The sequence below is a fragment of the Synechococcus sp. CS-197 genome (assembly GCF_025128215.1).
Lineage (GTDB): Bacteria > Cyanobacteriota > Cyanobacteriia > PCC-6307 > Cyanobiaceae > Synechococcus_C.
In genome coordinates this window covers 1-26,422 of the sequence record NZ_JAHLZC010000014.1, presented here as the reverse complement: position 1 = coordinate 26,422, position 26,422 = coordinate 1, and the positions used below count along the sequence as shown (strand labels likewise).

General features: G+C 61.0%; 31 protein-coding genes and 1 tRNA gene. 17 read left to right on the top strand and 15 right to left on the bottom strand.

Going from position 1 to position 26,422, the window contains the following annotated elements; all coding sequences use genetic code 11:
• Positions 1-7 precede the first annotated feature (7 nt).
• Entirely contained in the window at positions 8-1,594 is a 1,587-nt protein-coding gene (guaA, locus tag KQ296_RS05045; protein ID WP_041428312.1) for a glutamine-hydrolyzing GMP synthase, read from the bottom strand.
• Positions 1,595-1,640: 46 nt separating this feature from the next.
• Complete coding sequence (cbiD, locus tag KQ296_RS05040) at positions 1,641-2,783, bottom strand: cobalt-precorrin-5B (C(1))-methyltransferase CbiD (protein ID WP_041428719.1); 1,143 nt, start codon at positions 2,781-2,783, stop codon at positions 1,641-1,643.
• Between the two features lie 55 nt (positions 2,784-2,838).
• Here cbiD and KQ296_RS05035 point away from each other — a divergent pair, with 55 nt between their 5' ends.
• A complete protein-coding gene (locus tag KQ296_RS05035) occupies positions 2,839-3,990 on the top strand; it encodes an alanine--glyoxylate aminotransferase family protein (protein ID WP_041428311.1) in 1,152 nt (383 codons plus the stop codon).
• 59 nt (positions 3,991-4,049) lie between these two features.
• Positions 4,050-4,121 (top strand) — tRNA-Gly (locus KQ296_RS05030).
• A gap of 23 nt (positions 4,122-4,144) precedes the next feature.
• On the opposite strand, the gene KQ296_RS05025 is transcribed toward KQ296_RS05030, so the two are convergent.
• From KQ296_RS05025 to KQ296_RS05015, 3 genes are all read right to left on the bottom strand, one after another.
• The gene (locus tag KQ296_RS05025) at positions 4,145-4,321 is read right to left on the bottom strand and encodes a hypothetical protein (RefSeq protein ID WP_011931979.1); all 177 of its coding nucleotides are present in this window, start codon (positions 4,319-4,321) and stop codon (positions 4,145-4,147) included.
• Between the two features lie 164 nt (positions 4,322-4,485).
• Entirely contained in the window at positions 4,486-4,731 is a 246-nt protein-coding gene (locus tag KQ296_RS05020; protein ID WP_255486235.1) for a hypothetical protein, read from the bottom strand.
• A gap of 38 nt (positions 4,732-4,769) precedes the next feature.
• Positions 4,770-5,039, bottom strand: coding sequence for a hypothetical protein (locus tag KQ296_RS05015; protein ID WP_011931977.1), 270 nt, complete (start codon positions 5,037-5,039; stop codon positions 4,770-4,772).
• A gap of 132 nt (positions 5,040-5,171) precedes the next feature.
• Here KQ296_RS05015 and KQ296_RS05010 point away from each other — a divergent pair, with 132 nt between their 5' ends.
• The 3 genes from KQ296_RS05010 (at position 5,172) to KQ296_RS05000 (ending at position 6,547) form a co-directional block, all read left to right on the top strand.
• Positions 5,172-5,687, top strand: a complete 516-nt coding sequence (locus KQ296_RS05010) for an AbrB family transcriptional regulator (RefSeq protein WP_041428718.1) — start codon at positions 5,172-5,174, stop codon at positions 5,685-5,687.
• 63 nt (positions 5,688-5,750) lie between these two features.
• Entirely contained in the window at positions 5,751-6,155 is a 405-nt protein-coding gene (locus tag KQ296_RS05005; RefSeq protein WP_011931975.1) for a DUF6554 family protein, read from the top strand.
• A complete protein-coding gene (locus KQ296_RS05000; RefSeq protein ID WP_011931974.1) occupies positions 6,155-6,547 on the top strand; it encodes a hypothetical protein in 393 nt (130 codons plus the stop codon). Before KQ296_RS05005 ends, KQ296_RS05000 begins: the two co-directional genes overlap by 1 nt.
• Here KQ296_RS05000 and KQ296_RS04995 read toward each other — a convergent pair.
• On the bottom strand, positions 6,502-8,010 hold the full coding sequence (locus tag KQ296_RS04995) for a DEAD/DEAH box helicase (RefSeq protein ID WP_011931973.1): 1,509 nt from the start codon (positions 8,008-8,010) through the stop codon (positions 6,502-6,504). The two genes, KQ296_RS05000 and KQ296_RS04995, sit on opposite strands and share 46 nt — an antisense overlap.
• Before the next feature lie 252 nt (positions 8,011-8,262).
• Between KQ296_RS04995 and KQ296_RS04990 the strand changes: the two genes are divergently transcribed.
• Positions 8,263-8,697 carry an HNH endonuclease gene (locus tag KQ296_RS04990; protein ID WP_011931972.1) on the top strand — a complete coding sequence of 145 codons (435 nt, stop codon included), beginning with the start codon at positions 8,263-8,265 and terminating at the stop codon, positions 8,695-8,697.
• Here the strand turns inward: KQ296_RS04990 and KQ296_RS04985 are convergent, their stop codons facing one another.
• On the bottom strand, positions 8,698-8,934 hold the full coding sequence (locus KQ296_RS04985) for a serine protease inhibitor (RefSeq protein ID WP_259726379.1): 237 nt from the start codon (positions 8,932-8,934) through the stop codon (positions 8,698-8,700). It lies immediately after the preceding gene.
• Positions 8,935-8,964: 30 nt separating this feature from the next.
• Between KQ296_RS04985 and KQ296_RS04980 the strand changes: the two genes are divergently transcribed.
• Positions 8,965-9,891 (top strand): SDR family oxidoreductase, encoded by a 927-nt coding sequence (locus tag KQ296_RS04980; protein ID WP_011931970.1) that lies wholly within the window; start codon positions 8,965-8,967, stop codon positions 9,889-9,891.
• Here the strand turns inward: KQ296_RS04980 and KQ296_RS04975 are convergent.
• Positions 9,857-10,048 (bottom strand): hypothetical protein, encoded by a 192-nt coding sequence (locus tag KQ296_RS04975; RefSeq protein ID WP_011931969.1) that lies wholly within the window; start codon positions 10,046-10,048, stop codon positions 9,857-9,859. The two genes, KQ296_RS04980 and KQ296_RS04975, sit on opposite strands and share 35 nt — an antisense overlap.
• Between KQ296_RS04975 and pdxA the strand changes: the two genes are divergently transcribed.
• Complete coding sequence (pdxA, locus tag KQ296_RS04970) at positions 10,047-11,075, top strand: 4-hydroxythreonine-4-phosphate dehydrogenase PdxA (RefSeq protein ID WP_011931968.1); 1,029 nt, start codon at positions 10,047-10,049, stop codon at positions 11,073-11,075. The genes KQ296_RS04975 and pdxA overlap by 2 nt on opposite strands.
• Here the strand turns inward: pdxA and accB are convergent.
• Together accB and efp are read right to left on the bottom strand one after the other, a co-directional pair.
• Complete coding sequence (accB, locus tag KQ296_RS04965; RefSeq protein ID WP_011931967.1) at positions 11,062-11,541, bottom strand: acetyl-CoA carboxylase biotin carboxyl carrier protein; 480 nt, start codon at positions 11,539-11,541, stop codon at positions 11,062-11,064. The two genes, pdxA and accB, sit on opposite strands and share 14 nt — an antisense overlap.
• Before the next feature lie 2 nt (positions 11,542-11,543).
• Positions 11,544-12,107 carry an elongation factor P gene (gene efp / locus KQ296_RS04960; protein WP_006042657.1) on the bottom strand — a complete coding sequence of 188 codons (564 nt, stop codon included), beginning with the start codon at positions 12,105-12,107 and terminating at the stop codon, positions 11,544-11,546.
• A gap of 71 nt (positions 12,108-12,178) precedes the next feature.
• Here efp and KQ296_RS04955 point away from each other — a divergent pair, with 71 nt between their 5' ends.
• Positions 12,179-13,258 (top strand): peptidylprolyl isomerase, encoded by a 1,080-nt coding sequence (locus tag KQ296_RS04955; protein ID WP_399240476.1) that lies wholly within the window; start codon positions 12,179-12,181, stop codon positions 13,256-13,258.
• Between the two features lie 6 nt (positions 13,259-13,264).
• A complete protein-coding gene (gene thiL, locus KQ296_RS04950; protein WP_011931965.1) occupies positions 13,265-14,251 on the top strand; it encodes a thiamine-phosphate kinase in 987 nt (328 codons plus the stop codon).
• Between the two features lie 63 nt (positions 14,252-14,314).
• Here the strand turns inward: thiL and gap are convergent, their stop codons facing one another.
• Entirely contained in the window at positions 14,315-15,340 is a 1,026-nt protein-coding gene (gap, locus tag KQ296_RS04945; RefSeq protein ID WP_011931964.1) for a type I glyceraldehyde-3-phosphate dehydrogenase, read from the bottom strand.
• 231 nt (positions 15,341-15,571) lie between these two features.
• Here gap and murC point away from each other — a divergent pair, with 231 nt between their 5' ends.
• The 3 genes from murC to KQ296_RS04930 are packed head-to-tail and all read left to right on the top strand — an operon-like array spanning position 15,572 to position 18,237.
• Complete coding sequence (gene murC, locus KQ296_RS04940) at positions 15,572-16,963, top strand: UDP-N-acetylmuramate--L-alanine ligase (protein ID WP_370593962.1); 1,392 nt, start codon at positions 15,572-15,574, stop codon at positions 16,961-16,963.
• Positions 16,939-17,871 (top strand): UDP-N-acetylmuramate dehydrogenase, encoded by a 933-nt coding sequence (gene murB / locus KQ296_RS04935; protein ID WP_011931962.1) that lies wholly within the window; start codon positions 16,939-16,941, stop codon positions 17,869-17,871. The genes murC and murB overlap by 25 nt, the downstream gene beginning before the upstream one ends.
• A 24-nt stretch (positions 17,872-17,895) precedes the next feature.
• Positions 17,896-18,237: a YbaB/EbfC family nucleoid-associated protein gene (locus KQ296_RS04930; protein WP_011931961.1), complete on the top strand. Its 342-nt coding sequence runs from the start codon at positions 17,896-17,898 to the stop codon at positions 18,235-18,237.
• Here the strand turns inward: KQ296_RS04930 and rsgA are convergent.
• The 4 genes from rsgA to grpE are packed head-to-tail and all read right to left on the bottom strand — an operon-like array spanning position 18,212 to position 21,261.
• Entirely contained in the window at positions 18,212-19,093 is an 882-nt protein-coding gene (gene rsgA / locus KQ296_RS04925) for a ribosome small subunit-dependent GTPase A (protein ID WP_050815906.1), read from the bottom strand. The genes KQ296_RS04930 and rsgA overlap by 26 nt on opposite strands.
• A gap of 19 nt (positions 19,094-19,112) precedes the next feature.
• Positions 19,113-19,355: a sulfurtransferase TusA family protein gene (locus tag KQ296_RS04920; protein WP_011931959.1), complete on the bottom strand. Its 243-nt coding sequence runs from the start codon at positions 19,353-19,355 to the stop codon at positions 19,113-19,115.
• Positions 19,356-19,357: 2 nt separating this feature from the next.
• Positions 19,358-20,488, bottom strand: a complete 1,131-nt coding sequence (gene dnaJ / locus KQ296_RS04915; RefSeq protein WP_011931958.1) for a molecular chaperone DnaJ — start codon at positions 20,486-20,488, stop codon at positions 19,358-19,360.
• A gap of 50 nt (positions 20,489-20,538) precedes the next feature.
• A complete protein-coding gene (gene grpE, locus KQ296_RS04910; RefSeq protein WP_011931957.1) occupies positions 20,539-21,261 on the bottom strand; it encodes a nucleotide exchange factor GrpE in 723 nt (240 codons plus the stop codon).
• 95 nt (positions 21,262-21,356) lie between these two features.
• Between grpE and KQ296_RS04905 the strand changes: the two genes are divergently transcribed.
• The 4 genes from KQ296_RS04905 to KQ296_RS04890 all read left to right on the top strand — a co-directional run.
• Positions 21,357-23,042, top strand: coding sequence for an ATPase, T2SS/T4P/T4SS family (locus tag KQ296_RS04905; RefSeq protein WP_011931956.1), 1,686 nt, complete (start codon positions 21,357-21,359; stop codon positions 23,040-23,042).
• A 10-nt stretch (positions 23,043-23,052) separates the two neighbouring features.
• The gene (locus tag KQ296_RS04900; RefSeq protein ID WP_259726378.1) at positions 23,053-24,126 is read left to right on the top strand and encodes a type IV pilus twitching motility protein PilT; all 1,074 of its coding nucleotides are present in this window, start codon (positions 23,053-23,055) and stop codon (positions 24,124-24,126) included.
• Positions 24,127-24,515: 389 nt separating this feature from the next.
• The gene (locus KQ296_RS04895) at positions 24,516-25,562 is read left to right on the top strand and encodes a type II secretion system F family protein (protein WP_399240472.1); all 1,047 of its coding nucleotides are present in this window, start codon (positions 24,516-24,518) and stop codon (positions 25,560-25,562) included.
• A gap of 195 nt (positions 25,563-25,757) precedes the next feature.
• On the top strand, positions 25,758-26,422 hold a 665-nt coding region (locus tag KQ296_RS04890), incomplete at its 3' end, for a hypothetical protein (protein WP_259726377.1).

The following is a 26,422-nucleotide window of genomic DNA, read 5'->3' as shown; positions in this document are numbered from 1 at the left end:
CGCCCCCTTATTCCCACTCAATCGTGCCCGGTGGCTTGCTGGTGATGTCGAGAACCACCCGATTAACGCCCTTCACCTCATTCACGATGCGGTTGGAGATGGTCTCCATCAGGTCGTAGGGCAACCGCGACCAGTCCGCCGTCATGCCGTCCTCGCTGGACACACAGCGCAGCACGATCGGCCAGGCGTAGGTGCGTTTATCGCCCATCACACCCACAGAGCGCACGGGCAACAACACGGCGAATGCCTGCCAGATCTCGTGATACAGCCCCGCCTCTTTCACCTCTTCGCGGACGATCAGATCCGCATCACGCAGGCAGTTGAGTTTCTCGGCCGTCACTTCGCCGAGGATGCGGATGGCCAGACCAGGCCCTGGGAAGGGATGACGCCGGACGATCTCCTCGGGCAAACCGAGCGAGCGACCCACCTTGCGCACTTCGTCTTTGAACAATTTGCGCAAGGGCTCCACCAGCTTGAACTGGAGATCCTTCGGCAAACCACCCACGTTGTGGTGGCTCTTGATCTTCACCGCCACCCGCTCACCGGTTTTGGGGTCCACGTCGGTGCCGGCACTCTCGATCACATCGGGATAGAGCGTTCCCTGGGCCAGGTAGTCGAAGGGCCCCAGGCGACGACTCTCCTCTTCGAACACACGGATGAACTCCGTGCCGATGATTTTGCGCTTCTGCTCTGGATCGGTGATGTCTTTGAGTTTGTCGAGAAAACGCTGGCGAGCATTGATGTATTCAACGTGAATGTTGAACTTGCGATCAAAGAAATCCATGAGGAATTCCGGCTCCCCCTTCCGCATGAATCCCTGGTCGATGAACATGCAGGTGAGCTGATCACCGATGGCCTTCTTGAGCAGAAAGGCCAGGGTGGAGGAGTCGACACCCCCAGACAGAGCCAGCAGCACCCGCTTGTCACCGACCTGGGAGCGCACCTGCTTCACGGCTTCCTCGATGAACGCCGCCGTGGTCCAATCCGGCTCGCAGCCGCAAATGTGATAAACGAAATTGCGGATCATCGCCATCCCGCAGGTGGAATGCACCACCTCGGGGTGGAACTGCACGCCGTAGAGCCTGCGCTGGAGATTGGCCACCGCCGCCTCGGGCGTATTGGCGGTATGAGCCAAACGCACAAACCCGTCCGGCAGAGCCTCCACCGAGTCCCCATGGCTCATCCACATCGTGGATCCGTTGTCCACATTCGTGAGCAGATCGGTGGGGTCATCCACCTCAAGCGGTGCCTTGCCGTATTCGGCTTTACCGGTGGCTGCCACCACACGACCACCCAGCTGCTGCACCATCAGCTGCATGCCGTAGCAAACCCCAAGCACCGGAATCCCCAGGTTCCAGATCTCCGGGTCACACAGGGGTGCATGCTCCGCGTACACGGAGCTGGGGCCACCACTGAGAATGATTCCCAGCGGTGCCATCCGGCGCAAGTCCTCGGCCGTGGTGCTGTAACCGAGCACCACCGAGAACACCTCGGTCTCCCGGACCCGCCTGGCGATCAGTTCTGAGTACTGAGAGCCGAAATCAAGAATGACAATGGCCGGCTGACGCTGACCTTCATTCGGAGCCTGTGACATCTCGCCCGTGAGCCGTGGAACGGGTGGCCGCACAATCAGCGGCCGATCACTCAGCGTAGAGAAGGACCTCACAACGCCTGAGCATCTCCTGCCCACGCGGTCCTGCCCAGCGCAACCGACGTTGCCGATCGAAGAGAGCTGCGCCCACGCCCATGCCGTTGCAGCCGTAGCGGGCCAGGTAGGCCAGGCTTCGCTCTTCCACCGCCGCGGCCATGGCCTGCCACAAGGCCACTGCCTGATCCCGATCCTGATCCGCCAGCCAGTGGAAGGCGTCTTCCAGGGAGGCAGCAGCCATCAAGCCACGCAGGTATTCACCCGGCAAGCCCTGCTTCACCCCTTGGGCCACCAGCACCTCCAAACGCCCATCCGCGAGATGGTGATGGGTGTGGAAGATGCCGCCAGCCAACTTCACCAGTTTCCCGTGGTAGCCGAAGAGCAGGAGCTCCTGCACTCCCGCTTCAGCGGCAGCCACCAGCAGCGGACCCATCCAGTTACCGGCCTTCAGCTGGGGCTGATGGGCCGAGAGCTGGAGCGATCGGGCCAGATCAAGACCGTTTTCACCGATCACCAACGTGAGCCGCCCCTGAAAATCGGATGACCCCGTCAGAGACTGAAGCTGATTCAGCGCGGCCTGGAGCTGATCTGGAGAAGCACTGGCTTGCACCTCGGCCTGGGTGCCGATGAGCGCCAGGCCCTCCACCACACCAAAGGCGGCGTTGCTGGTGCGTTGCGCCAACTGTTCGCCCCGGGGCAGCACCACCTCAAGGTCCAGACGCCGGCCGCTGGGCACGAGGTCGTGGAGATTGCACTCCAGCAACTCCCTGGCGAAACCAGAGATGCACAGGGAGCCATCGCTCTCAAGCCGACCAACCCCCGCCCCGGCCTTCAACGACAGCCAACCTTGATCGGCAGAACCCCAGCAGGCATGCACCCAGATCTCCAAACCACGGGTGAGGTCGAGACCAGGACCGGGATCACACACGCTGATGGCCAAGGCCTGCGCACCATCGCGCACACAACTCGCCGCCTGGATCGGCACGCTGCGGGGAGCAGCCTCCCCAGGAATCGTCAGGCTGACCCGGTCCGGCGCTGGATGCCCTTGCAACACCTGGGTGGCAGCACGGGCTGCCGCCGCCACCCACACCGGCAGGGTGAGTCCGGATCCGGAATCAACAACAGGGGCGGCGATAGCGGAGCAGGCAGCAGGTCGTTTTTTAGGATGGAGGATTGGCACTCCGTAGGCCGTGCAGGACAAGCTGACCCTGATGATTCCCGGGCCCACCCCGGTGCCCGAAACGGTGCTGAAGGCCATGGGGCGACACCCGATCGGTCACCGCAGCGGGGAATTCCAGGCCGTGGTGGAGCGCACCAATGCCCAGTTGCGCTGGCTGCATCAGACCAGCAGCGACGTGCTGGTGATCACCGGAAGCGGCACGGCGGCCATGGAAGCCGGCATCATCAACACCCTGAGCCGCGGCGATCGTGTGCTCTGCGGAGACAACGGCAAGTTCGGTGAGCGCTGGGTGAAGGTGGCGCGGGCCTATGGACTCGATGTGGAGGTGATCAAGGCCGAGTGGGGCCAGCCTCTCGACCCTGAGGCCTTCCGCAGGGCTCTCGAGGCCGATACCGACAAAGCCGTCAAGGCAGTCATCCTCACGCACTCCGAAACCTCCACCGGAGTGATCAACGATCTGGAAACAATCAGCAGCCACGTGAAGGCCCACGGCGTGGCGCTCACCATCGCTGACTGCGTCACGAGCCTCGGCGCCACCAACGTTCCCATGGATGCCTGGGGCCTCGACGTGGTGGCCTCAGGCTCCCAAAAGGGCTACATGATGCCCCCTGGCCTGAGCTTCGTGGCCATGAGCGATCGGGCCTGGAGCGCCTACGAACGCTCCGACCTTCCCAAGTTCTATTTGGATCTGGGCCCTTATCGGAAAACAGCAGCCAAAAACAGCAACCCATTCACGCCGGCGGTGAATCTCTACTTCGCCCTGGATGCAGCGCTGGAGATGATGCAGACAGAGGGCCTGGATTCGATCTTCGCCCGGCACGCACGCCATCGCGCTGCAGCCACTGCAGCGATGAAGGCCATCGGTCTGCCGCTGTTCGCGGCGGAAGGCTACGGCAGCCCTGCCATCACCGCTGTGGCGCCGGATGGTATTGATGCTGAACAGCTCCGCAAAACAGTCAAGGAGCGATTCGACATCCTGCTGGCTGGCGGACAGGACCATCTCAAAGGTCAGGTGTTCCGGATCGGCCATCTTGGGTTTGTCTGTGATCGCGATGTGCTCACAGCTGTGGCCGCCATCGAATCCGTGCTGCAGTCTTTGGGTCTGCACAAAGGCACGATGGGCGCTGGGCTCAGCGCAGCCTCTTCAGCACTGAACAGCTGAAAGAAGCACGATTCGGCAAACCTTTCACCAAGGGCATGAGATACCATCATGCCCAGAGCGCGGGTGTAATTCAGTGGTAGAATGTCAGCTTCCCAAGCTGAACGTCGCCGGTTCGAGTCCGGTCACCCGCTTGCCTACAACTTTTAGATCGTTTTCAGCTGCGATTACCCCACGCAGACACTGAACGCGGTTTGATCAATTGCATCACTTGCGGGCCCACACTGCCGGCGCGGCGCTCCTGATCAAGGGCCTTGAGAATCAATTGAGCCGCTTCTGACATCTGTCCAGCCTCTGCATTGAGGCGTGCTTGCTCGTAATGCTGTTCAGCCAATTCAAGGCATTGCTCTCGCGTTGAGCTCGTTGTTGTTGTCTGACCTGATGACTTCAATAGCGTGGCAACCACGTCTCTACTTTTTCCACTTGCATAAACTATATCAATAAAAGATCACAAAGAAAAGCCCAACACAATCGTTCGCTGAATGTCAAACCAAGGCGTCAGGTGCCAGGTTCTTCAACGTTGCCCCCCAGCTCAGCAATCTGAGCCCGAAGAAGCTCAGATCGGTTGTCATCACCGCGGGTGATCGCAACGGCAAGAGCGAACTCCAGCTTTTCCAGCTGGTGACCACCTTCAAAAAAGCTGCGACGGTGTCCTGGCATGGGCAGACCTGAGGAGGAACAGCCTGGTCGCGAAACGTTTCCGGAACCGCGGTTACCAGATGTGGAGAGAGTTGTGAGTGCCATGGTTGGCTTTCTTTTTATTTTGCCACCCCTGACCAGCCTCATGCGGCCAGATCCACATCCGGTTCGTCCAGCTGGTGTTCTGAACGACCAAGCAGCTCCTGACACTCGAGCAGCAACTGATCGACACCATCCAGGCGATGCAGCTCTTCAGCCGGCATCGTCTGCGCTTCGCTGCGTTGCTGCTTCATCTGCAGTTCAACACTTTCCAGGCGTTGCTCCAACCTGATCAGGCGTTGAGACAAGGCGTTGAGTGTCTGAGCGACATCCTCAGCCGTTCGGGTGATACGGAAAGACACGGACTGGGTCATCCGGGACAGGAACAGTGATGGGCTGATCACAACACATGCAGCACAGACCCTCAAGTCGGACCCGCAAGTTGTGGATCGGGTGATGCCACTGTGGACAGAGACTGAACAACCACCCGCTGGGAGTTTGTTGTGCTGACTTCTCTGTTGACCCTGCTGGTGTACCTGCTGGCAGGCACCGTCTTTGGACTGCTGGCACTGAAAACAGGGCTTCCAGCGGCGCCGCTCGCCGGAGCGCTGATCGGAGCTGCCGTGGTGAGCATGAGCGGACGCGTGGAGGTGGCGGAGTGGCCCAGCGGCACGCGAACGGCGCTGCAGATCGGCATCGGCACGGTGATCGGCACCGGTCTGACACGGGCCTCCCTCGATCAGTTGCAGAACCTCTGGAGACCTGCGGTGCTGATCACAGTGACCCTGGTCCTCACAGGGATTGCGATCGGTCTCTGGACCAGCCGGCTGCTCGGTGTGGATCCCTTGATCACCTTGCTGGGTGCGGCGCCCGGAGGCATCAGCGGCATGAGTCTGGTCGGTGCCGATTACGGCGTTGGTGCGGCGGTGGCAGCTCTGCACGCTGTCCGCTTGGTCACAGTGCTCCTCGTGCTGCCCCTGGTGGTGAAATTGCTGGCCCCCCTTGGCCTCGGCAATTCCTGATCCAGCTCTGGACAGCGAATCAGGAATCGATACGTTGGCGCAGATCGCCTCAACTGTCTACCGATGGCCAGCCTTCCCATGCGCCTTGCTCTGCTGCTGCCGATGGCGGGGATGCTGTGGTCAGCGGCCCCAGCGCGGGCCGCAGCCAACGGTCCCGCCGGTAAGGGCGCGCAGGTTTACTGCTACATGCGCAGCAATGGCAACAACCACAACGTGAGTTGGGAAGCCTCCTACGCGCTGATCAAGCGCCAGGGAAGCGGTCTGTTCAAAACCTCGCCCGAACACGCCGCTGTGATGATCACCGAGGCCGTGGTGGAAGATCCCGGTAGCTTCCCTGACTGCGGCCAATACCTCGGCGATCTCTTCGGCGGATCCGGCCGTGCGTCTGCATCCACCAACACAACAAGCAGCAGTAGCGACAGTTCGGAGATTCCCAACTGGGATGCTGACGATCGTTACAGCTACTGATGCGGCTCGTTTCCGGTCTGGTTCTCGGCGGGTTGCTGGTCAGCTGCATGGGCTGCGGGAGGCCTTCCAATCCAGCCTCCTCAACCCAGGAGGCTGAAATCGGAGCTTCCGAGTGTCTGGAAAATCTGAATCTCGAGCGCTTGAATGCCGCCTTGGATCGCTGCAATGCAGTGGTTCGCGCCCACAGCCGCAATCCAGCTCCCCTGGTGGATCGCTCGTTGATTTTCAACCTGATGGACAGACCGGATGAGGCCTGCAACGACGTGGCCAAGGCCGCACGCCTGATCAAGAACGTTGAATTCCAACCAAAGCCCGACCCGCTGCTGCTGCATGAGCTGAGCGTGCGTCAGCAATCCTGCAAGCTGCGGGCCACCATCGCCGGCAACGACTGACGTTCAACGCTCACCCGTCGCGGACCCATCAGCAGCTCGATGCGACTGGCCTTGCTGGCCACCAGTCCATCAACGAGCTGGTCCGCTGGACCAAGCTGAAGCCAATGGCTCACGAGTTCCCCATCCATGCCCAGCCGATGGCAGCGATCCTCGGCCTGATCAACATCGCCAGGGGTCCAGGGGCGCTCCAACAGCACCACCTGACGGGCTCGGTGAAGCGTGAATCCCAGACCACCGGCCCCGTAGGTCGCCAGCAGCAGATCGGTCGACCCAGCCTGAAATTGATCCACCGCTGTCTGACGCTCCTCCGGTTTCTGCCGACCGGTGAGCAAGGCTCCACCCAGACGTTGCTGCAACAGCACGAGGGGCGCCACAAAGGAGCTGAACAGCACCACGGATTCGCCCTGCGCCCGCAGCTGCTGCACGAGACGTTCAGCGGCCGGCAGCTTGAATTCCGCGGCAATCAAACGCAATGACGTCAGCACCGCGAGAGATTCAGCATCAGAACGCACCTTTCCGGCCTTAACGCGACGGCGATAGTCCTCCACCACCAACGCAAGACGGTGGTCCATGCCACGGGCTTGGTTGGGCTCCAGTGCCACAGGCAGAAAGGAGCGACGCTTCGGAGGCAGGCCCAGCACCTGCTGCTTGCGGCGATGCAGCACCAGTGGCCTGGTGAGCCTGCGCAACTCCTCCAGACGGCTCGCTCCATCCACACGCCAGCGTCGCTGTCCACCGCGTTCGCTCCAGTGGCCCTGACAGAACATCTCCTCAAAGGAGCGCTGATCACGGGCGAGCGGATGGTCGATCGCAGCCAACAGGGGGTACAGCTGAATCGGTCGGCCATTGCGCACCGGCGTGCCCGTGAGCATCCAAATCGCACGCAGGCGCGGATGACGGGCTAAGCGCAGCAAAGCTTGGGTGCGCTGCGCCTGCATCGTCTGGGCGTAGTGCGCTTCATCCACCACCATGACGGTGCCCGCTTCAGGAAGTTCGCTGGGCAGCCGTGCCCAGCTGTGCAGACACAGCTCAAGATCAACGGCCGCCGCTTCCCGTTGCCAGTGGGGATGCAGACCCACCGGGGCGACAACCAGAAGGCGCAGAGGAACCACTCGCAGCAGCGCTCGCGCTGCCAGCAGCGCGGTGAGCGTTTTACCGAGCCCCATCTCGTCCGTGAGAAGCGCTCCCCGACGGGCGAGGAGCCAACGGGCACCGGATCGCTGATGGGGAAGAGGCCTGCGGCCATCGACCAAGGGTCGATTCAGATCAGCCTGGGCAATCAGCTCACGGTGATGGGGCAGAGGCGGCAGGGGGTGCCGGTGCCAATGCAGCCAGCGCAGGAGCTCATCCTCCACACGAAAGCGGGCACCAAAACGCTCCAGCAAGGTCTCAGCCGCTGCGAGCGGGAATTCCCAACCGAGGGATGCACCGCGCCAGAGCCCGCGAGGACGGATGCGCCCCATTTGCGCATGGGTGACCGCATCGAAGGGATACGTTGCGCGCACAAGGCCCGATGGCGTCAACCCAAAACTGCAGCCAGGAGGAGATCCCGCCGTGGACCCAATTCAGCAATCATTATCTTATGCCTTTCAGCGAGAGAAACAAGGGGGCAGACACCGTCCCCAAGCATTCACAACGAAATCGCCAAAATGCAGTCTTGAACACATTGACGATGGTGGTGGTCACGGCACACTTCAAGCAACCGAATGATTCGGATGCACAGCAGAGATGCAGTCTTTCTCGAAGATCTCTGTCCTAAATTACGTGTCCGAAGATGGCGTCAATCGCTTCATACTTACACCGGTAAAAGCTGTATTTATTGCGGCAAACCTTCTGAATCAATCGATCATGTATTGCCGAGAAGTCGGGGCGGATTAAGCATCACCGAGAACTGCGTACCGGCCTGCTTGTCATGCAATGGCCACAAGTCGGATGCCGATGTCTTCGACTGGTACCGGCGTCAGCGTTTTTATGATCCACGCCGCGCCATGGCGATCCGCGCCTGGATGGATGGGGATCTGCGCCTGGCATTGCGCCTGCTGCAATGGGCCCAACCTGATCTTCAACAAGCAACAGCCGATTCCACCGATGCAGACCCGCTGTTAACCAATCAGCAGGACGACAACGACTGGGCCTTCCAGGTGGCCTGATCACCAAACCCGGCAGGCATCCACTGAATGGTGCTGTTGGCAGATGGAAGCCTGCTGCTCCGGCTGCTCTGGAGCCAACAGAAACGCTCCGCTCACCAATGCAGCAGCAGCGGCGGCCATCACGGCGCGCAGCAGGCCGGTGTCCTGACGAGCTGCGGCACGAGCCCTGCGGATCGGCGCACGACGCGGCAGCATGGAGTTCTGGGATGACACCAGGGAAAGACAGGATCCGGTCACGACTGAATGGCGAATAATACGTTTGTACTCATGCCTGAATCGCTTGTCAACCGCTGCAGGCCCCTGCCTGCTGGCTCCAAGCTCTGCATCCTGGGCGCCGGGTTCAGTGGCGGCCGGCTCGCGGCCCTCGCTGCTGCCCTGGGGATCCCCGTGATCAGCACCCGGCGTGAACCCGCTCCAGGCAGCGGACACCTCACCTTCGACTCGGCAAGCGGACAGGGTCCCGATCCTCACCAGCTCGAGGGTGTCACCCATCTGCTCAACACCATCCCGCCCGATCGCGATGGCAACGATCCAGTGCTGACAACGCTCGGCGATCAGATCAAGCGGTGGCCGCTGCGCTGGGTGGGCTATCTCTCCACCACAGGGGTGTACGGCAACACCGACGGAGCCTGGGTCTGCGAAAACGACCCTCCACAACCCAGTCAAGAGCGAAGCCGACGACGGCTGGCGTGCGAGCAGGAGTGGCAGGCCAGCGGACTCCCCCTGCAGATCCTGCGTTTACCAGGAATCTATGGGCCTGGCCGCTCCCCTCTCGCTGCGGTCAAAGCAGGAACGTTGCAGCCGGTGGATAAGCCAGGGCAGATGTTCTGCCGCATTCATGTGGATGACGTGGCCGCGGCCGCCCTCCATCTCATGCACTGCTCCGCGCAGGGTCAGCATCCAGAGATCGTGAATGTGTGCGATGACGAACCAGCAGCGAGCGTTTCGGTGCACCGCTACGCCGCATCCCTGCTGAACTGCGAGCTTCCCCAACCCAAAGCGTTCGCCGAAGCCGAAGCCGGCATGAGCGCCATGGCCCGATCCTTCTGGGCAGACAACCGGCGGGTGAGCAACCGGCGCCTGCGTGAGGATCTCGGTTACGAGCTGATCCACCCGACCTACCGCAGCGGCCTGGCGCAATGCCTCGCGGTCGAGACCCTCAGGGAGTCGGGGACTGCGTCGTCTCAGGCTTAAACATGGGCAGTTCATGCAATTCAAGGGGCTGGTCGGGATCGATGAACGTCAGCCCAGCGTCATGGAGAAATTGGCTCCACTGAACCTCCAGCCATCCCTGCCTCAGAGCAGTTCCCAGGCCATAGAGCAGCAACCCGATCACCAGCCAGCGCAGCATGATCCCGCTCCATCAACGCACCGACGCTAATCAACATCTCGTGATCGCTTTAGGGGATCCCGCCGGAATCGGCATGGAAGTCACCCTCAAAGCCCTTGCCCATCCGCGTTGTCCAGAGGGCATGAAACCGTTGCTGGTGGGCTGCAGAGCCAGCCTCAAACGCACCCATCAACGCCTGCGCAACCTCACGGGCGTTCCCTTGGCGGATCCAGATGACCTGGACGTGGAAGACCTTCCGATCCCCGGCGCTCCCGTGAATCCAGGCGACGCGGGGGCCGCTGGTGGGGCAGCCGGATTCCGCTGGTTGAGTCGCGCTGTTGAGTTGGTCCAGGCAGGGCACGGGCGGGCCCTGGTCACAGCGCCGATCGCCAAGCACACCTGGCATGCGGCGGGCCATCCCTATCCCGGGCAGACCGAACGCCTGGCCGAACTCGACAGAGCCGAATCCGCATCGATGCTGTTCACCGCCGTGTCACCCAGCACGGGATGGCGACTAAACACCCTTCTGGCCACCACCCACATCCCCCTGCAACAGGTGTCTCAAGCCCTCACACCAGCGCTGGTGCGCAGCAAACTGGAAACCCTGACCCGATTTTGCCAGCGCTTCAATCCATCACCCGAACTTTTGGTGGCCGGTCTCAATCCCCACGCCGGCGAGAAAGGCCAGCTCGGCAGCGAAGAAGAGCAATGGCTCACGCCTTTGCTGCATCAATGGGCGCAGGCCAACCCAACGATCCGGCTCAAGGGACCTCTGCCGCCGGATACCTGCTGGCTGAGTGCAGCGCAGGCATGGAACCGCAGCGACGCGTCCGGACCAGACGGAATTCTGGCCTTGTATCACGACCAAGGACTGATTCCTGTGAAGTTGCTTGCCTTTGACCAGGCCGTGAACACCACCCTCGGCCTTTCGTTTCTGCGCACATCACCCGACCATGGAACGGGATTCGACATCGCCGCCCAGGGAATCGCGCGCTGCGAGAGCATGCTGTCGGCCATCGAAGCGGCCTGGACGCTTAGCCAGGCTTGACGCGCATCAACACCTGACCGAATTCCACGGGGGTGCCGTTGTCCACCAAGATCTCCACCACTTCGCCGCTTAATTCGGCCTCCAGCTCATTCATCAGCTTCATCGCTTCGAGAATGCAGATGGTCTGTCCAGCAGAGATGCGGTTGCCGATCTCCACAAAGGCAGCTTCACCGGGAGCAGGAGCCCGGTAAAAGGTTCCCACCATCGGTGCCGTGACATCCACCAGATCCGAGCGGGTTCCTGCAGCGGCAGGAGGAGCAGCGGACGAAGACTCGCTGGTCGACTTGATCTCGAGCGCCGGGGCGGGAGCGGCTGCAACGGGCACCATCTGGGGGGCAACAGCCGAGACAGGAAGATTGCGGCGAACCTCCAAACGGAAGTCGTCGCCCTCGAGACGGAATTCCTGAATATCGCTCTCTGCCAGCTTGTCGAGAAGCTGATTCAGCTGATCGTGGTCGAGGTGCATGGTCAGCTGTTCTCCCGACCCAAGTAGGTGTCGTTGCGGGTGTCGACCTTGATCTTCTCACCAATGGAAAGAAAAAGAGGCACCATCACTTGGGCACCGGTCTCAAGAATGGCGGGCTTGGTGCCACCGGTTGCGGTGTCACCTTTCACGCCGGGATCCGTCTCCTTGATCTCGAGCACAACCGAATTGGGAAGCTCCACCTCGAGGGGCTTGTCATTCCAGGAGACGACATTCACCTCCATGCCTTCCTTGAGGTACTTGCGGCTTTCTCCGATCTGCTTGGCAGACAGGCGCGTTTCCTCGTAGGTGCCCATGTCCATGAAGACATAGTCCTCACCTTCCATGTAGGTGTGCTGAAGCGTGGCTTTCTCGAGGATGGCCTGGGGCAGCATCTCGCCAGCGCGGAAGGTTTTCTCCACCACGTTGCCGCTCTGCACCGCCTTGAGCTTGGTGCGCACAAAGGCAGAACCCTTGCCTGGCTTGACGTGCAGGAACTCGACCACGCGCCAGACGGCACCGTCCAGCTCGATGGTGGTGCCAGTGCGAAAGTCGTTGCTGGAAATCATTCCCGCTGAACGGTTCAGGGGATCATACGGCTGTGCCAAAGTCCTTTCAGCACCTGGGGTTCTCCTTGGCGATTCGGTTGGCTTTTCAGCGTTGGGGTACTGGCTTGCTCAGCCTTCTGATCGTGGTCGGCTTGCTTGGGGCCGAACCGGTCTGGGCCGGACTACCTCAAGGAAATGCTGTGCAGGATCCCGCTGCGATCCTGCGGGATTCCCTGCCGATGGACCAGGAGGACCTGCGCGAACTGCAACACCGCCTGGAAGGCACCAGCGATGATTTACGGGCCAAGCGCTGGAGCGCCCTCGGACGCACCATCGGCCGCAGCGAAGCGCTGCTGAACACGCGTTCCAACAACATTCTCAACGCCGTTCCCGACGCCGATCGCCCGCAGGCTGAACAGTTGCTCAACACGGTCAAAGACGGTCTGGTGCAACTGCAAGAACGGGTGGATGCCACGGACAAGTCAGGGTTCATCCAGAGCCGCCGGCAGACGTTGTCCACGATCGGCGATCTCGAATTCCTGCTGATTGATGACCGGATCCCTGCGATTCCCGCGGAGTTCGATGACCTGCCCCGCCTCAATGGCCGAGCCACCGTGGTGATCAGCACCACCCAGGGCGATCTCACTGCCGTGGTGGATGGATACAACGCACCTCTCACGGCCGGTGCCTTCATCGACCTGAGCCTGAAGGGCTTCTACGACGGCCTTCCCTTCACCAGAGCGGAAGACTTCTACATCCTGCAAAGCGGCGATCCCGAAGGTCCAGCCATCGGATATGTGGATCCAACCAGCAAGCAGGAACGGCATGTGCCCCTGGAAATTCGTGTACCCGGAGAGCCAGACACCTTCTACAACGAGACCTTTGAAGATGTGGGTCTGTACAAGGCGACGCCCGTGCTGCCCTTCTCCACCCTCGGCACCCTCGGCTGGGCCCATTCCGATCAGGCACTCGATGACGGCTCATCCCAGTTCTTCCTGTTTCTTTACGAGGCGGAGCTCACCCCTGCCGGTCTGAATCTGGTGGATGGACGCAATGCCGCGTTCGGGTATGTGGTGGATGGCTTCGATGTTCTCGAGGAACTCAGCGTGGACGACCAGATCAACCGCATTGCGGTGGTGGATGGAGCCGATCGGCTGCAGGCCCACGCCTGATCGGCTGTGACGCAGACCCTGGCAGACCTGGGAGAAGCGGAATTGCTGCGGCGCTTGGCGCGCTTCGCTCCACCAGGTCAGTTCGACGACGACACCGCTCAACTGCAGCAGCCATCTGGGGATCTGCTGGTGAATACCGACGTGCTGGTGGAGAGCATCCACTTCAGTGATGCGACCACGGCAGCGCTGGATGTGGGCTGGCGTGCTGTGGCCGCCAATCTCTCCGACCTGGCCGCCAGCGGTGTGGACCAGATCCTGGGAATCACGGTGGGGCTCGTCGCGCCAGGCCACACGCCCTGGAGTTGGGTGGAGGGTGTCTACCGCGGCATCGACTCCCTCCTCCAGGACAGTGGGGGCGTGCTGCTGGGGGGCGACTGCTCCCAGGGCCCCGCAAGGATGCTCTCCATCACTGCGCTGGGCACGCTCGGGCCCTTGCGGCTGCACCGGTCCCAGGCCAGAGCTGGCGACTGGATCGTGGTGAGCGGAGCCCATGGTCTGAGCCGCCTGGGGCTGGCCCTGCTTCTCGAGGAGTCCTCGCTGCAGAGCGTCACCCTGCCGGAGGCTCTCAAAGAACAGGCGATCCAACAGCACCAGCGTCCACAGCCAAGGCTTGATGCGCTCAGGTCACTGGTGATGAGCAAGCCAGGGGGGCTTCCCTGGAGAGCCGGTGGAACCGACAGCAGCGACGGTCTGCTTCAAGCCATCGACTGCCTCTGTCGAAGCAGTGGCTGCGGCGCCGTTTTAGACACAACAAAACTGCCACGGGCAGGAGGATGGCCCGAGGGTCCGCTCTGGCAACGCTGGTGCCTGAGTGGCGGAGAAGACTTCGAACTGGTGGTCACCCTCCCCGAACCCTGGGCGAAAGCCTGGATTGACGCGCAACCGTCCTGCCGGCAGGTGGGAGTGATCACCGATCAAGCCAAAGCGATCGTGTGGAGCCACGACAACGCACCGGTGGTCGCTGAGGGGTTCGCCCATTACGGAGCGACCTAGGCCATAAAAAATCCCCCCTTGGCAGGGGGGATCGAAACACGCAAGTCAGTGCGCTCTTCTGGATCACTTCCAGTTGCGGGCCACCACTTCGGCCAGATCCACCACGCGCTGGCTGTAGCCCCACTCGTTGTCGTACCAGGCAAGGATCTTCACCGCCTTGTCACCCATGGCGTAGGTGAGGTCGGCATCAAAGATGGTGGATTCGTTGGTGCCGGCGTAATCGGTGGAAACCAGGGGCAGGTCGCTGTACTTGATGATGCCCTTCATGCCGTTCTCGGAAGCGGCCTTGATCACAGCCTTCACCTCATCCACGGTTGTGGCGCGGGACGGACCGAAGGTGAGGTCAACAGCGGACACATTGGGGGTGGGCACGCGCATGGCGAAACCGGTGAGCTTGCCCTTCACCTCGGGGTAAACCAGAGCCACAGCCTTGGCAGCACCGGTGGTGGTGGGAACCATGTTGAGGGCAGCAGCACGGGCACGACGCAGGTCCCTGTGGCTGTTGTCGAGGATGCGCTGGTCACCGGTGTAGCTGTGAATGGTGGTCATCAGACCCCAATCCAAGCCGAAGCTCTGATCCAGAACCTTCACGATCGGAGCCAGGCAGTTGGTGGTGCAGCTGGCGTTGGAAAGGATTTTCCAATCTTCGTGGCGGTACTGATCGTCGTTCACACCCACCACGAAGGTGCCCACACCGTCGCCTTTGCCAGGCGCCGTGAGGATCACCTTGCTGGCACCGGCTTCAAGGTGCATGCTGGCTTTCTCATCAGTGTTGAACACACCGGTGGACTCGATCACCAGATCCACACCCCAATCCTTCCAGGGGCAGTTGAGGGGATTGCGATCAGCGAAGAATTTGATCTCCTTGCCGTTGACGATCATCGTGTCGTCGGTGGTTTCGATCTGAACGCTGCGATCGATGTGACCGAGGATCGAGTCGTAGGTGAGGAGGTGGGCGCTGGTTTTGGGATCGGATGTGGAGTTCATCCCCACGATCTCGAGTCCGGTATCAGCTCCGCGGCTCAGCCAACCCCGCATCACATTGCGACCAATTCGGCCGAATCCATTGATCGCAACGCGCAGGGTCATAACAAAAGCGGGTGATCCGCTACTGGGTTTGGCCGCCGATCATACAGAAATCACGGGATTTACCTTGTTACGCATGATTTTTTGATCACCATCAACCCAGAGCTACAAAGTTTCTGAACTGCTGGTCAGCTCGAAAAGCTGATTTATCGTGCGTGTTCCCGGTTGCGGTCATTGGTCTGCACGCTTGACATTCAATCGCCTGTGCACTTCATCGGTGCGGGCGGTATTGGTATGTCTGCGCTGGCGCGGATTCTGCTCAGCCGAGGCCATCGCGTCAGCGGTTCGGACCGCCGGCTGTCTCCCGCCATGGAGAGCCTCAAAACCGCAGGGATGGTGGCCTTTGAGTCCCAAGCTGCCGCCAACTTCCAGGCCTTGGATCGTCTGGATCGTTCCTCACCCATCGTGGTGATCAGCAGTGCCATTCCCGACCACAATCCTGAGTTGGTTGCCGCCAGAGAGCGGCAGCTCGAGGTGTGGCATCGCTCGGATTTACTCGCGGCACTGATCGACCAGCAACCATCGATCGCCATCGCTGGCAGCCACGGCAAAACCACCACCAGCACGGTGGTCACCACCCTTCTTCATGGTGCCGGCGAAGATCCCACTGCTGTGATTGGTGGCATCGTTCCCTGTTACGACAGCAACGGCCATGCCGGCCAAGGACGCCTTCTGGTGGCTGAAGCCGACGAATCCGATGGCTCACTGGTGAAATTCAGAGCCTCTTTGGGTGTGATCACCAATCTCGAACTGGATCACACCGACCACTACCGCGATCTGGACGACCTGATCGCAACCCTTCAACGCTTCGGAGACGGCTGCAAACGCTTGCTTGCCAATCAGGACGATCCCATCCTCAGCGAGCACTTCCAAGCCGATGCCTGGTGGTCGGTCCAGCGCAGCGACAACGTGGATTTTGCAGGGTTGCCCGTGGCTCTTGAAGGCGATCGCACCATCGCCGACCTCTACGAACAGGGGACTTTTGTGGGGCAGATCACCCTGCCCATGCCCGGACTGCACAACCTGAGCAACACCATCGGTGCGCTCGCCGCCTGCCGCATGGAGGGTGTGCCCCTTGAACACTTGATCAGCCACCTCTCAGAGCTGAAAACCCCAGGGCGCCGGTTCGATTATCGAGGCGACTGGCAGGGCCGGCAGATCGTTGACGACTACGCCCATCACCCCAGCGAAGTGGCAGCAACACTGAACATGGCCAACTTGATGGTCTCCAGTGGTCGCAGCCCTCTGCCTCGATCACCGCAGCGGTTGGTCGCTGTGTTCCAACCCCATCGCTACAGCCGCACCCAGGAATTCCAAACCGAATTCGCCCGGGCACTGCTTTCCGCTGAACTGGTGCTGCTGGCTCCGATCTTCGCCGCCGGTGAAGCTGAAATGCCTGGGGTGAACAGTGAAGCGCTGGCCAGCGTCATGCAGGAGCTATCAACCCAGCAATCCGTTCTGGTGGCATCAACGATGGATGAGCTCGTCAGCCTCGTGAAGGAACACAGCCTCCCCGATGATCTGGTCCTGGCCATGGGTGCCGGTGATGTGAACAGCCTCTGGTCGCGGTTGTCGCAGTCTTCAAGCGAGGGTCAGGCGTCATGTCCACCGGCACTGGCAGCCTGACGGCTCTGCAGGATTGCGGTGTCCTGCAACAGAAGGTTCCGCTCGCGGAGTTCACCACCTGGCGCGTGGGAGGTCCGGCCCAATGGCTGGCTGAACCAACCAGCACCGAGCAGATCCCAGAGCTCCTGCAGTGGGCCAGGGAGAGACGACTCCCCGTTCACATGATCGGAGCGGGATCGAATCTGCTCATCGCCGACGGCGGCTTGCCCGGACTCACCCTTTGCCTGAGACGGTTGCAAGGCAGTGCGTTGAATGCAGACACGGGACGCGTGCGTGCCGCCGCTGGAGAGCCGCTGCCCACCCTGGCCAGGCGTGCTGCCAAAGCTGGCTTGCAAGGGTTGGAGTGGGCTGTAGGGATCCCCGGCACGGTGGGCGGTGCCGCCGTGATGAATGCCGGAGCGCAGGGAGGCTGCACGGCGGAACAGCTGATCAGTGTGGATGTGATCCGCTTCAGCGACGCACAACCCAGCCTCGCCACCCTCAGTCGGGACGAACTGGCGTTCAGCTACCGCCACAGTGCCCTGCAAAGCAACCGGCACCTGGTGGTGGCCGCCGAATTTCAGCTCGAACCCGGTCACGACCCGGCCGAACTGCAACGCCTCACCAGTGGCAACCTCAACCATCGCACCTCCACCCAGCCCTACAAACTGCCCAGCTGCGGCAGCGTCTTCCGCAACCCCGAACCGGAGAAAGCCGGGCGGCTGATCGAATCCCTGGGGCTCAAAGGCCGGGCCATCGGTGGTGCCCAGGTGTCTGAGCTTCACGCCAATTTCATCGTGAACACTGGCGATGCCTCAGCGAACGACATCCGCGCCCTGATCAGCCTGGTGCAAGGCGAAGTGATGGAGGCCAAAGGCATTGCCTTGCATCCAGAAGTGAAACGGCTGGGCTTCGAGACGCCCGATTAACCTTCCAGTTCCTTCAGCAGTTCCATGGCCGGTTTCGGACTTCCCAATTTCGGACAGCTCACCGAAGCCTTCCGCAAGGCCCAGCAGATCCAGCAGGACGCCCAGAAACTGCAGGAAGAGCTCGATGCCATGGAAATCGAGGGCAGCAGTGAGGACGGTCGGGCCAGCATCTGGCTCTCCGGCAATCAACAACCCCTGCGCGTGAAGCTGGATCCGAGTCTGCTGAACGAGGGCCAAGACACTGCGGAAGCAGCTGTTCTCGCTGCTCTCCAATCGGCCTACGAACGCTCCACCGCCACCATGAAAGAGCGCATGCAAGATCTCACCGGAGGTCTCGATCTCAACCTCCCCGGGATGGGCGGCTGATCCCCAGGAGTTCCTCCACCGCTCCGCGATAGAACCCATAGCGCTCCCAGTCGCGACTGACTCCACAGCCCGGTTCATCGCGATGGAGACAATCGCGGAAGCGACAGGGATGAATGGTGAGCTGGTCCCGGAGTTCCGGGAACAGCACTTCAAGATTGCGGGCATCCCCAGGCAGGTCCGGTCGGTTGAAGCCGGGCGTATCCGCCACACGGGCTCCTGGGCTGAAGGGGTGCAGCTCCACATGCCGCGTCGTGTGCCGGCCCCTCTGCAGCCGTCCCGACACAGCGCCGACCCGCAGGGCCAGACCTGGCAGCAAGGCATTGATCAGCGAACTTTTACCCACCCCTGAAGGGCCGCAGAGCACGGTGATGGCCTGAGACGCGAGTACGGCGCGCAACGGATCCAAACCGAGGCCTGTCTGGACCGACACCATCACGGGGGCATAGCCCCAGCCCTCCAGACGCTGCTTCAACGCCAGCTGCTGCTCAGGCGCCAGAAGGTCGCACTTGGTGAGCACCAGCTGCACCTGCAGACCGGTCTGTTCCGCAGTGAGCAGAAAGCGACTGGCCTGATCGGCATCGAACGCAGGCTGCTCCGCAGCCAAAGCAACGAGCACACAGGAGGCATTGGCGACCGGAGGCCGCACCAGGAAACTGCTGCGGGGTTCCACGGCGGACACAACAGCACGGGCCTGGATTGGATCGATCGCCTCCACCGTGACCCGATCCCCCACATGCACAGCAGCGCCGCGATGGTTGAGCCGGGTGCGACGGGTGCAGAGAAGACGGGCCGGCGTGCCGGGCGATGGGGCATCCAGTTCCACCTCCAGGTAGTTGGCCTGGAGCGCCACCACCATGCCGCCATCGGGTGCAGCCTCACTCACCGCTGCAGATCACCAACAGGCGGACCCGATCAGGCCCCAGGCGTTCCACCGTGACCCCATGGCCATCCCGGCGCAGCCCGGGCACCACCATCTCTTCAGGTTCACCGGGATCGAGATCAACCTGCAGGCACTGCCCTGGGGCGAGGGATTCCAAGGCAAGCCGGCAGCGGATGAAGTTGAGCGGACAGGGCGTTCCGCACAGATCCAGCACCTGATCAGGCTGGAGGGCTGCCATGGTCAGCGCTGCCCGAAGAGCCGCGCAAACAGTCCGCTCTTGTGATGGTGATGCTGTTCCCCTCTGGCGGAGTGGTGTCCAGCGAGCTCCTCGAGCAAACCGCGCTCCTCGTCGTTCAAGCGGGTGGGAAGTTTCACGGTGACGGCAACCCGCTGATTGCCCCGAGCCACAGGGTTACCCAATTTGGGAATGCCCTTGTTCTCGAGGGTGAGCACGGCATTGGGCTGCGTGCCAGCAGGAATCTCCAGGCTGGTGGGACCATCCACCGTCTCCACCTCGATCGTGTCACCAAGGATCGCCTGCAGGTAACTCACCTTCACCTCAGACAGCACGGTGAGGCCATCGCGCCGCAGCGTGGGGTGGGACTTAACGGTGAGGAACACGTACAGATCCCCGGAAGGACCACCACGGAGGCCGGCATTGCCCTCACCGGCGACCCGCAGACGCGTGCCCGTGTCCACACCCGCAGGAATATTGATCCGCAGCTTTTTACGAACCTGCACCACACCCTGGCCACCACAGGCGTTGCAGGGGTCAGCGATCACCTGACCACTGCCGTTGCAGGTGGGGCATTCCGCCACCTGGGTGAAGCTTCCAAAGGGGGTGCGGGTGGCCCGGCGCACCTGGCCGACCCCGCCGCAGGTGGAACAGGTGGTGGGACCACTGCCGCTCTTGGCCCCACTGCCTCCGCACGTGGTGCAGGATTCCAGGTGGGGCACACGAATCTCCCGTTCCTGGCCGAACACCGCCTGATCGAAGTCGATCGTGAGGTCGTAGCGGAGATCGTCCCCCTGCTGGGGGCCGCGACGACGCTGCTGACGGGCTCCGCCGGCGGCACCACCAAAGCCACTGAAGAAGGTTTCGAAAAGGTCGGCGAAACCGCCCATATCGCCCATGTCGGGCATCCCGGCGGCACCACCGAGTCCGGCCTCACCGAATTGGTCGTAACGACCGCGAGTTTGCGGATCGCTGAGCACCTCGTAGGCCCGACCGATCTCCTTGAAACGGTCTTCAGCCCCAGGCTCCTTGTTGATATCCGGGTGGTACTGGCGAGCCAGACGGCGGTAGGCACGCTTGAGGGTGTCGGCGTCGGCATCCCTGCTGACACCGAGAAGCTCGTAATAATCGGCCATCAGCTGGAAATCCCGAAGGTCACAGTAAGGGGAGGGGTCTGATCATTGGCTCAACCGTTGCCATCACCGGAACCGCTGTCCTCAGCGGGGGCATCCGCCGCTGGTGCTTCGGCAGGCTGAGAAGAGGCGCCATCCTGCGGGCCTGGGCCCATGGACACTTTCACCATGGCGTGCCGCAGCACCTTGCCGTTGAGGTGATAGCCGCGTTGCAACTCCTCGATCACCACATCTTCGGGATGGGCATCGCTGGGCTCCCTGAGAACCGCTTCATGCAGGGTGGGGTCGAACTCCTGACCCACCACGCGCATCGGAGCCACACCAAGCTGCTTGAGCACATCAACCAGCTGCTTGTAGAGGCCCTGATAGCTGCGGTGCAGAGCCTGAGCTTCCTCTCCCTGGGGATCGAGTTGCTGGCGTGCGCGCTCAAAATTGTCGACAACAGGAAGAATCTCGCTCAGCGTGCTGCAGGTGAGCTGGATCTTGAGATCATCCTGATCCCGGCTCTGGCGCTTGCGGAAATTGTCGAAGTCGGCAGCGATGCGCATGTACTGCCCCCGCAACACATCGTGTTCGTCGCGCAGGGTGGTGTGCTCCCGCTCCAGTTGCTCCAGGCGAGCCTCGTTGTTACCGGTCTGAGGGGAAACCTCAGCCGCCGAGCCGGGATCGGAAGCCGAGGGGGTCTCGACAGGATCATTGGGCGTCTCGACAGGCTGCTGCCCGTCGGCAACAACCTGGGCCGGATCCTGCTCAGGGGTGGAGGCGTCGCCACTCATGCTGACCGGTTGCGAATTCACGTCTAGACATGTTGATAGGTGAGGTAGGCCTCCCACAAGCGGCGGAAGCCCGCACCTTTTGGATTTGATGTGCTGTGAGTGACGATCGCCGCCGACTGGAACTGGAACTGCTGCTGAAACGCACCATCCCAGGCACCCTCAGCAGCGCCGACAAACCGGATCTTCTGAGCGATTTGACGGCGCTGGGACTGGATCCGAAGCGCCACGGCGAGCTCACAGCCACCCTGAGCAGCCTTCTCGAACCAGCTCCGGCAGAAGCAATCCAAGATCAGAAGCAAGAACCACAGCAGGAACACGCGCAAGCTCCTCAGCAAGCACCGGAGAGCATTGCCGACACCGCCAGCTCCTATCTCGCGGAATTCAGCGTGGACGGAGTGCTGGAGGACGACCCCGATGAGGCCGAACTGCAGTCGTCTTCGATCGTGGATCTGGAAGACGGACTGAACGATGCCGATCGTTCACCGGTGATCAATCTCGTGGACCGGATCCTGATGCAGGCGCTGCAGCTGGGAGCCAGCGACATTCATGTGGAACCCCAGCAGGCTGGCTTGCAGTTGCGGTTTCGCCAGGACGGCGTGCTGCAAACCAGCATCGAGCCTCTGCCAAGCCGTTTGGTGCCAGCGGTGACCTCACGCTTCAAAATCATGGCGGATCTGGATATCGCCGAGCGCAGGGTGGCCCAGGACGGGCGGATTCGGCGCAGATTCCAGAACCGCACCGTGGACTTTCGGGTGAATTGCCTGCCCAGTCGCTTCGGGGAGAAGATCGTGCTGCGACTGCTGGACAGCTCCGCCACCCAGCTGGGCCTGGACAAGCTGATTACCAGTGAGACAACGCTCGACACCGTGCGGTCCCTGGGCTCCAAACCCTTCGGCATGATCCTGGTGACCGGACCCACCGGATCGGGGAAATCGACCACGCTCTATTCCCTGCTGGCCGAACGCAACGACCCTGGAATCAACATCTCCACGGTGGAAGATCCGATCGAATACACCCTCCCCGGCATCACCCAATGCCAGGTGAACCGAGAGAAAGGGTTCGATTTCAGCCAGGCGCTGCGGGCCTTCATGCGCCAAGACCCGGATGTGCTGCTCGTGGGCGAAACCCGCGACCTGGAAACGGCCAAAACCGCCATCGAGGCAGCACTCACTGGTCACCTCGTGCTCACCACCTTGCATTGCAACGACGCACCCAGCGCCATCGCCCGACTGGATGAAATGGGCGTTGAGCCCTTCATGGTGAGCGCGTCGCTGATCGGCATCGTTTCCCAACGCCTGCTGCGGCGTGTCTGCCCCGACTGCCGCCTTGCCTATCACCCGAAAGCTGAGGAGCTCGGGCGGTTCGGCTTGATGACCAGCAATGAAGAGGGCGTGACGTTCTTCAGGGCCAATCACCGCGAGGGACATCCGGACGCTTGTCCCACCTGTCAGGGCAGCGGCTACAAGGGCCGGGTGGGGGTGTACGAGGTGCTGCGCATGAATGAAGTGATGGCCGCTGCAGTGGCCAAGGGAGCCACCACCGACATGGTGCGCCAGCTAGCCCTGGAATCAGGGATGAAAACGCTGCTGGGCTACAGCCTGGATCTCGTGCGCGAAGGACGCACCACCCTGGAGGAAGTGGGCCGCATGGTGCTCACCGATGCCGGCCTGGAGTCCGAACGGCGGGCCCGAGCCCTGAGCACGCTCACCTGCAGCGGATGTGGTGGCGGACTTCAGGAAGGTTGGCTGGAATGTCCGTACTGCCTTACCCCACGCCATTGAGGGCTGCGTCATGGAAGTGATGATCGAAGACCTGATGCAGGAGCTGGTGGAAGCGGGCGGTAGCGACCTGCACATCGCCAGCGGTCAACCCCCTTACGGCCGCTTCAGCGGCCAGTTGCGGCCCATGCGCGACGAGCCCCTGATGGAGGAAAGCTGCAACCGGCTGATCTTTTCCATGCTCAACAACAGCCAGCGCAAAACGCTCGAGCAAACCTGGGAGCTCGACTGTGCCTATGGACTCAAAGGCGTGGCCCGCTTCCGGGTGAACGTGTACCGCCAGAAGGGCAGCTACGCGGCCTGTCTGCGAGCTCTTGGCAGCAAAATCCCCAGCATCGAGCTGCTGAATCTGCCCCCCGTGGTGGTGGAAACCAGCAAACGACCCCGGGGATTGGTGCTCGTGACCGGCCCGACTGGGTCAGGCAAAACCACCACGCTCGCGGCCCTGCTGGATCACATCAATCACAGCCGCGCCGAGCACATCCTCACGATCGAAGATCCGATCGAATTCGTTTACAAAAGCGATCAGAGCCTGGTGCACCAACGCCAGCTCAATGAAGACACCCGCAGTTTCGCCAATGCACTGCGAGCAGCTCTCAGGGAAGACCCCGACGTGATCCTGGTGGGAGAAATGCGCGATCTGGAAACCATCCAGCTGGCGATCAGCGCTGCTGAAACCGGGCACCTGGTGTTCGGCACCCTGCACACCAGCTCAGCGGCCCAAACCGTGGACCGCATGGTGGATGTGTTCCCCCCCGCGCAACAAACCCAGATCCGCGTGCAACTCTCAGGGAGCTTGGTGGCGGTGTTCTCCCAGACCCTGTGCCGCCGCAGCAACCCGGCGCCTGGGCAATTCGGTCGGGTGATGGCGCAGGAAATCATGATCAACACACCGGCCATCGCCAATCTCATCCGCGAAGGAAAAACTGCCCAGCTGTATTCACAAATTCAAACCGGTGGCGAACTGGGCATGCAGACCCTGGAGAAGGCGCTGGCAGATCTCGTGAAGACCAAACAAATTTCGCAACCAGAAGCCATGAGCAAAGCTTCCAAACCTGGAGAGCTCGAACGATTAATCAGCGGGTGACAACCATGACGAAGTATCGAGCTGTTTATATTAATCAAGAAGGCCAAAGAGCAAGCAGAATTCTTGATGCCAAGGATGAATCAACAGCAAAACAGAATCTGAGACGACGTGGCTTAAAACCCATTCAAGTTGAAATCCATAACGACAAAAAACCGGCACAAGCACCACGCACCCAGCGCTTCGAGGCTCACTGCATCACGGTGAAAGGCAAGAAGCGCACCGTAACCATCGATGCACCCAATCCTGCCGCTGCCAAAAAACAACTCAGACGTTCTGGCCTACGCGCAGAATCAATCGCCTTAGCCATCAACCCAACCGGTAAAGACAGCAACGCCAACGAAAGCAAACCAAGCAACCGATCCGGATTTCTTCAAACCCTCGAGGAAGCACTGCAAAAGCCCCCTGGCGTGAAAGACAAAGCGGTGTGGGCCAGCAAGCTGGCCGCGCTGGTGGATGCCGGCGTACCGATCGTGCGCAGCCTCGATCTGATGGCCACCCAGCAGAAGCTGCCGATGTTCAAGAAGGCGCTCACCGCCGTGGGATTGGAAGTGAACCAGGGCACAGCCATGGGAGCTGCCATGCGCCAGTGGCCGAAGGTGTTTGATCAACTCACCGTGGCCATGGTGGACGCCGGCGAGGCGGGCGGCGTGCTCGATGAATCACTCAAGCGCCTGGCCAAACTTCTGGAAGACAACGCCCGCTTGCAGAACCAGATCAAAGGAGCCCTGGGCTACCCAGTGGCCGTTCTGGTGATCGCGATTCTGGTGTTCCTGGGAATGACCATCTTTCTGATTCCCACCTTTGCGGGGATCTTCGAAGACCTGGGGGCCGAACTGCCCTTGTTCACGCAGCTGATGGTGGACCTGAGCAAACTGCTGCGCTCTTCGGCAGCACTCGTCTTCGCTGGAGTGCTGCTGGTGGGGATCTGGCTGTTCAGCCGCTACTACGCCACCCACAAGGGCCGCCGGGTGATTGATCGCCTGATGCTCAAAGTTCCGCTGTTTGGCGACTTGATCATGAAAACCGCCACCGCCCAGTTCTGCCGGATTTTCAGTTCACTCACCCGCGCTGGCGTACCGATCTTGATGTCGCTTGAGATCTCCAGCGAAACCGCAGGCAACTCCATCATTTCCGACGCCATCCTGGAATCGCGCGGCCTGGTGCAGGAAGGCGTGCTGCTGAGCACAGCGCTCACCCGCCAGAAAGTGCTGCCGGAGATGGCCTTGAGCATGCTCTCGATCGGCGAGGAAACCGGTGAGATGGACCAGATGCTCAGCAAGGTGGCCGACTTCTACGAAGACGAGGTTTCGGCATCCGTGAAGGCGCTCACCTCGATGCTTGAACCCGCGATGATCGTGGTGGTGGGCGGCATTGTGGGCTCCATCCTGCTGGCGATGTACCTGCCGATGTTCACCGTGTTTGATCAGATTCAATAGCGTCAGCAGGCAATCAAGCCCGCAAAGCACGCTGCTCTCAGCAAAATTTCTGACAATACTCAGACGAATTTCAGAAACAACAAAGTTGACTTTAAGTTGCTACTAGATATATATCAATCACCTACAGCTGAAGGGTTGACTCAGAAAGCAAGTGCGCGCGAATCTCACCGAGATTTATTTTAAGACGCCTTAATTTTGACCAGCGACGTCCAGGCACCAACCCTTACTAGCGCTTCTCTCAACTCCACCGATCTTGATCCTTCAGCACCAGGAGGAGCGTTCCTCGCGGGATCAATCAGCTTCTCTGATTTATCTGGTCTGGAATACATCATACTCTCTTATCAATCGACAACCAGTGACCAACGAGTATCTCTGTATTTCGGCCTAGGAGATGCCATTGATGGCAATGCTCTGGCTGGAACGATTCAGAGCAGCAGGGAACTCGATCAATTCACTGCTAACGGTCAATGGACATTGAGCTCCCTGAGCACACGCGATCAAGCAGGTAATGGCTTCGACCTCTATCGCGATGATTTTCCCACTGACGCCATCTGGTTTGAGCAGCTCGATGCCTTGAATATCGACCAAAGTGCTCTCTCATTTGTTGTGAACAACACAACTCAAGAAGCCCTTAGACCTGAAGACACATCCACACCCATCATCAACAGTCTCAGCCTCAGTTCAGATCGCCTCGATCCCTCACAACCCGGTGGGGCCTTCCTCACCGTGAACGTTGACTTCACTGATCAAGGATCCGGTCTTGATGATGTGTTTCTCACTTTTGAATCGGTTGAAACCGGACAACAGATTTACTTCGACCTAGGCCGAGACGACTTTATCCAGGGCTCCCTCCTCTCAGG

Coding starts and splice junctions, on each gene's coding strand:
- dnaJ (WP_011931958.1), bottom strand. CDS start 20,488: ATGGCCGATTATTACGAGCTTCTCGGTGTCAGCAGGGATGCCGACGCC.
- accB (WP_011931967.1), bottom strand. CDS start 11,541: ATGCACCTCGACCACGATCAGCTGAATCAGCTTCTCGACAAGCTGGCA.
- KQ296_RS04975 (WP_011931969.1), bottom strand. CDS start 10,048: ATGCTGCGCTGGCTGGTGATCGGGTTGCTGCTCTATGGCCTGGGAACT.
- guaA (WP_041428312.1), bottom strand. CDS start 1,594: ATGTCACAGGCTCCGAATGAAGGTCAGCGTCAGCCGGCCATTGTCATT.
- KQ296_RS05015 (WP_011931977.1), bottom strand. CDS start 5,039: ATGACCCAGTCCGTGTCTTTCCGTATCACCCGAACGGCTGAGGATGTC.
- KQ296_RS04920 (WP_011931959.1), bottom strand. CDS start 19,355: ATGGCAGCCCTCCAGCCTGATCAGGTGCTGGATCTGTGCGGAACGCCC.
- KQ296_RS04900 (WP_259726378.1), top strand. CDS start 23,053: ATGGAAGTGATGATCGAAGACCTGATGCAGGAGCTGGTGGAAGCGGGC.
- KQ296_RS04980 (WP_011931970.1), top strand. CDS start 8,965: ATGCCTGAATCGCTTGTCAACCGCTGCAGGCCCCTGCCTGCTGGCTCC.
- KQ296_RS05000 (WP_011931974.1), top strand. CDS start 6,155: ATGCGGCTCGTTTCCGGTCTGGTTCTCGGCGGGTTGCTGGTCAGCTGC.
- KQ296_RS05005 (WP_011931975.1), top strand. CDS start 5,751: ATGGCCAGCCTTCCCATGCGCCTTGCTCTGCTGCTGCCGATGGCGGGG.
- murB (WP_011931962.1), top strand. CDS start 16,939: ATGTCCACCGGCACTGGCAGCCTGACGGCTCTGCAGGATTGCGGTGTC.
- rsgA (WP_050815906.1), bottom strand. CDS start 19,093: ATGGTGGTGGCGCTCCAGGCCAACTACCTGGAGGTGGAACTGGATGCC.
- murC (WP_370593962.1), top strand. CDS start 15,572: ATGTCTGCGCTGGCGCGGATTCTGCTCAGCCGAGGCCATCGCGTCAGC.
- gap (WP_011931964.1), bottom strand. CDS start 15,340: ATGACCCTGCGCGTTGCGATCAATGGATTCGGCCGAATTGGTCGCAAT.
- KQ296_RS04995 (WP_011931973.1), bottom strand. CDS start 8,010: ATGGGGCGCATCCGTCCTCGCGGGCTCTGGCGCGGTGCATCCCTCGGT.
- efp (WP_006042657.1), bottom strand. CDS start 12,107: ATGATTTCCAGCAACGACTTTCGCACTGGCACCACCATCGAGCTGGAC.
- KQ296_RS04930 (WP_011931961.1), top strand. CDS start 17,896: ATGGCCGGTTTCGGACTTCCCAATTTCGGACAGCTCACCGAAGCCTTC.
- KQ296_RS04990 (WP_011931972.1), top strand. CDS start 8,263: ATGCACAGCAGAGATGCAGTCTTTCTCGAAGATCTCTGTCCTAAATTA.
- pdxA (WP_011931968.1), top strand. CDS start 10,047: ATGATCCCGCTCCATCAACGCACCGACGCTAATCAACATCTCGTGATC.
- grpE (WP_011931957.1), bottom strand. CDS start 21,261: ATGAGTGGCGACGCCTCCACCCCTGAGCAGGATCCGGCCCAGGTTGTT.
- KQ296_RS05020 (WP_255486235.1), bottom strand. CDS start 4,731: ATGGCACTCACAACTCTCTCCACATCTGGTAACCGCGGTTCCGGAAAC.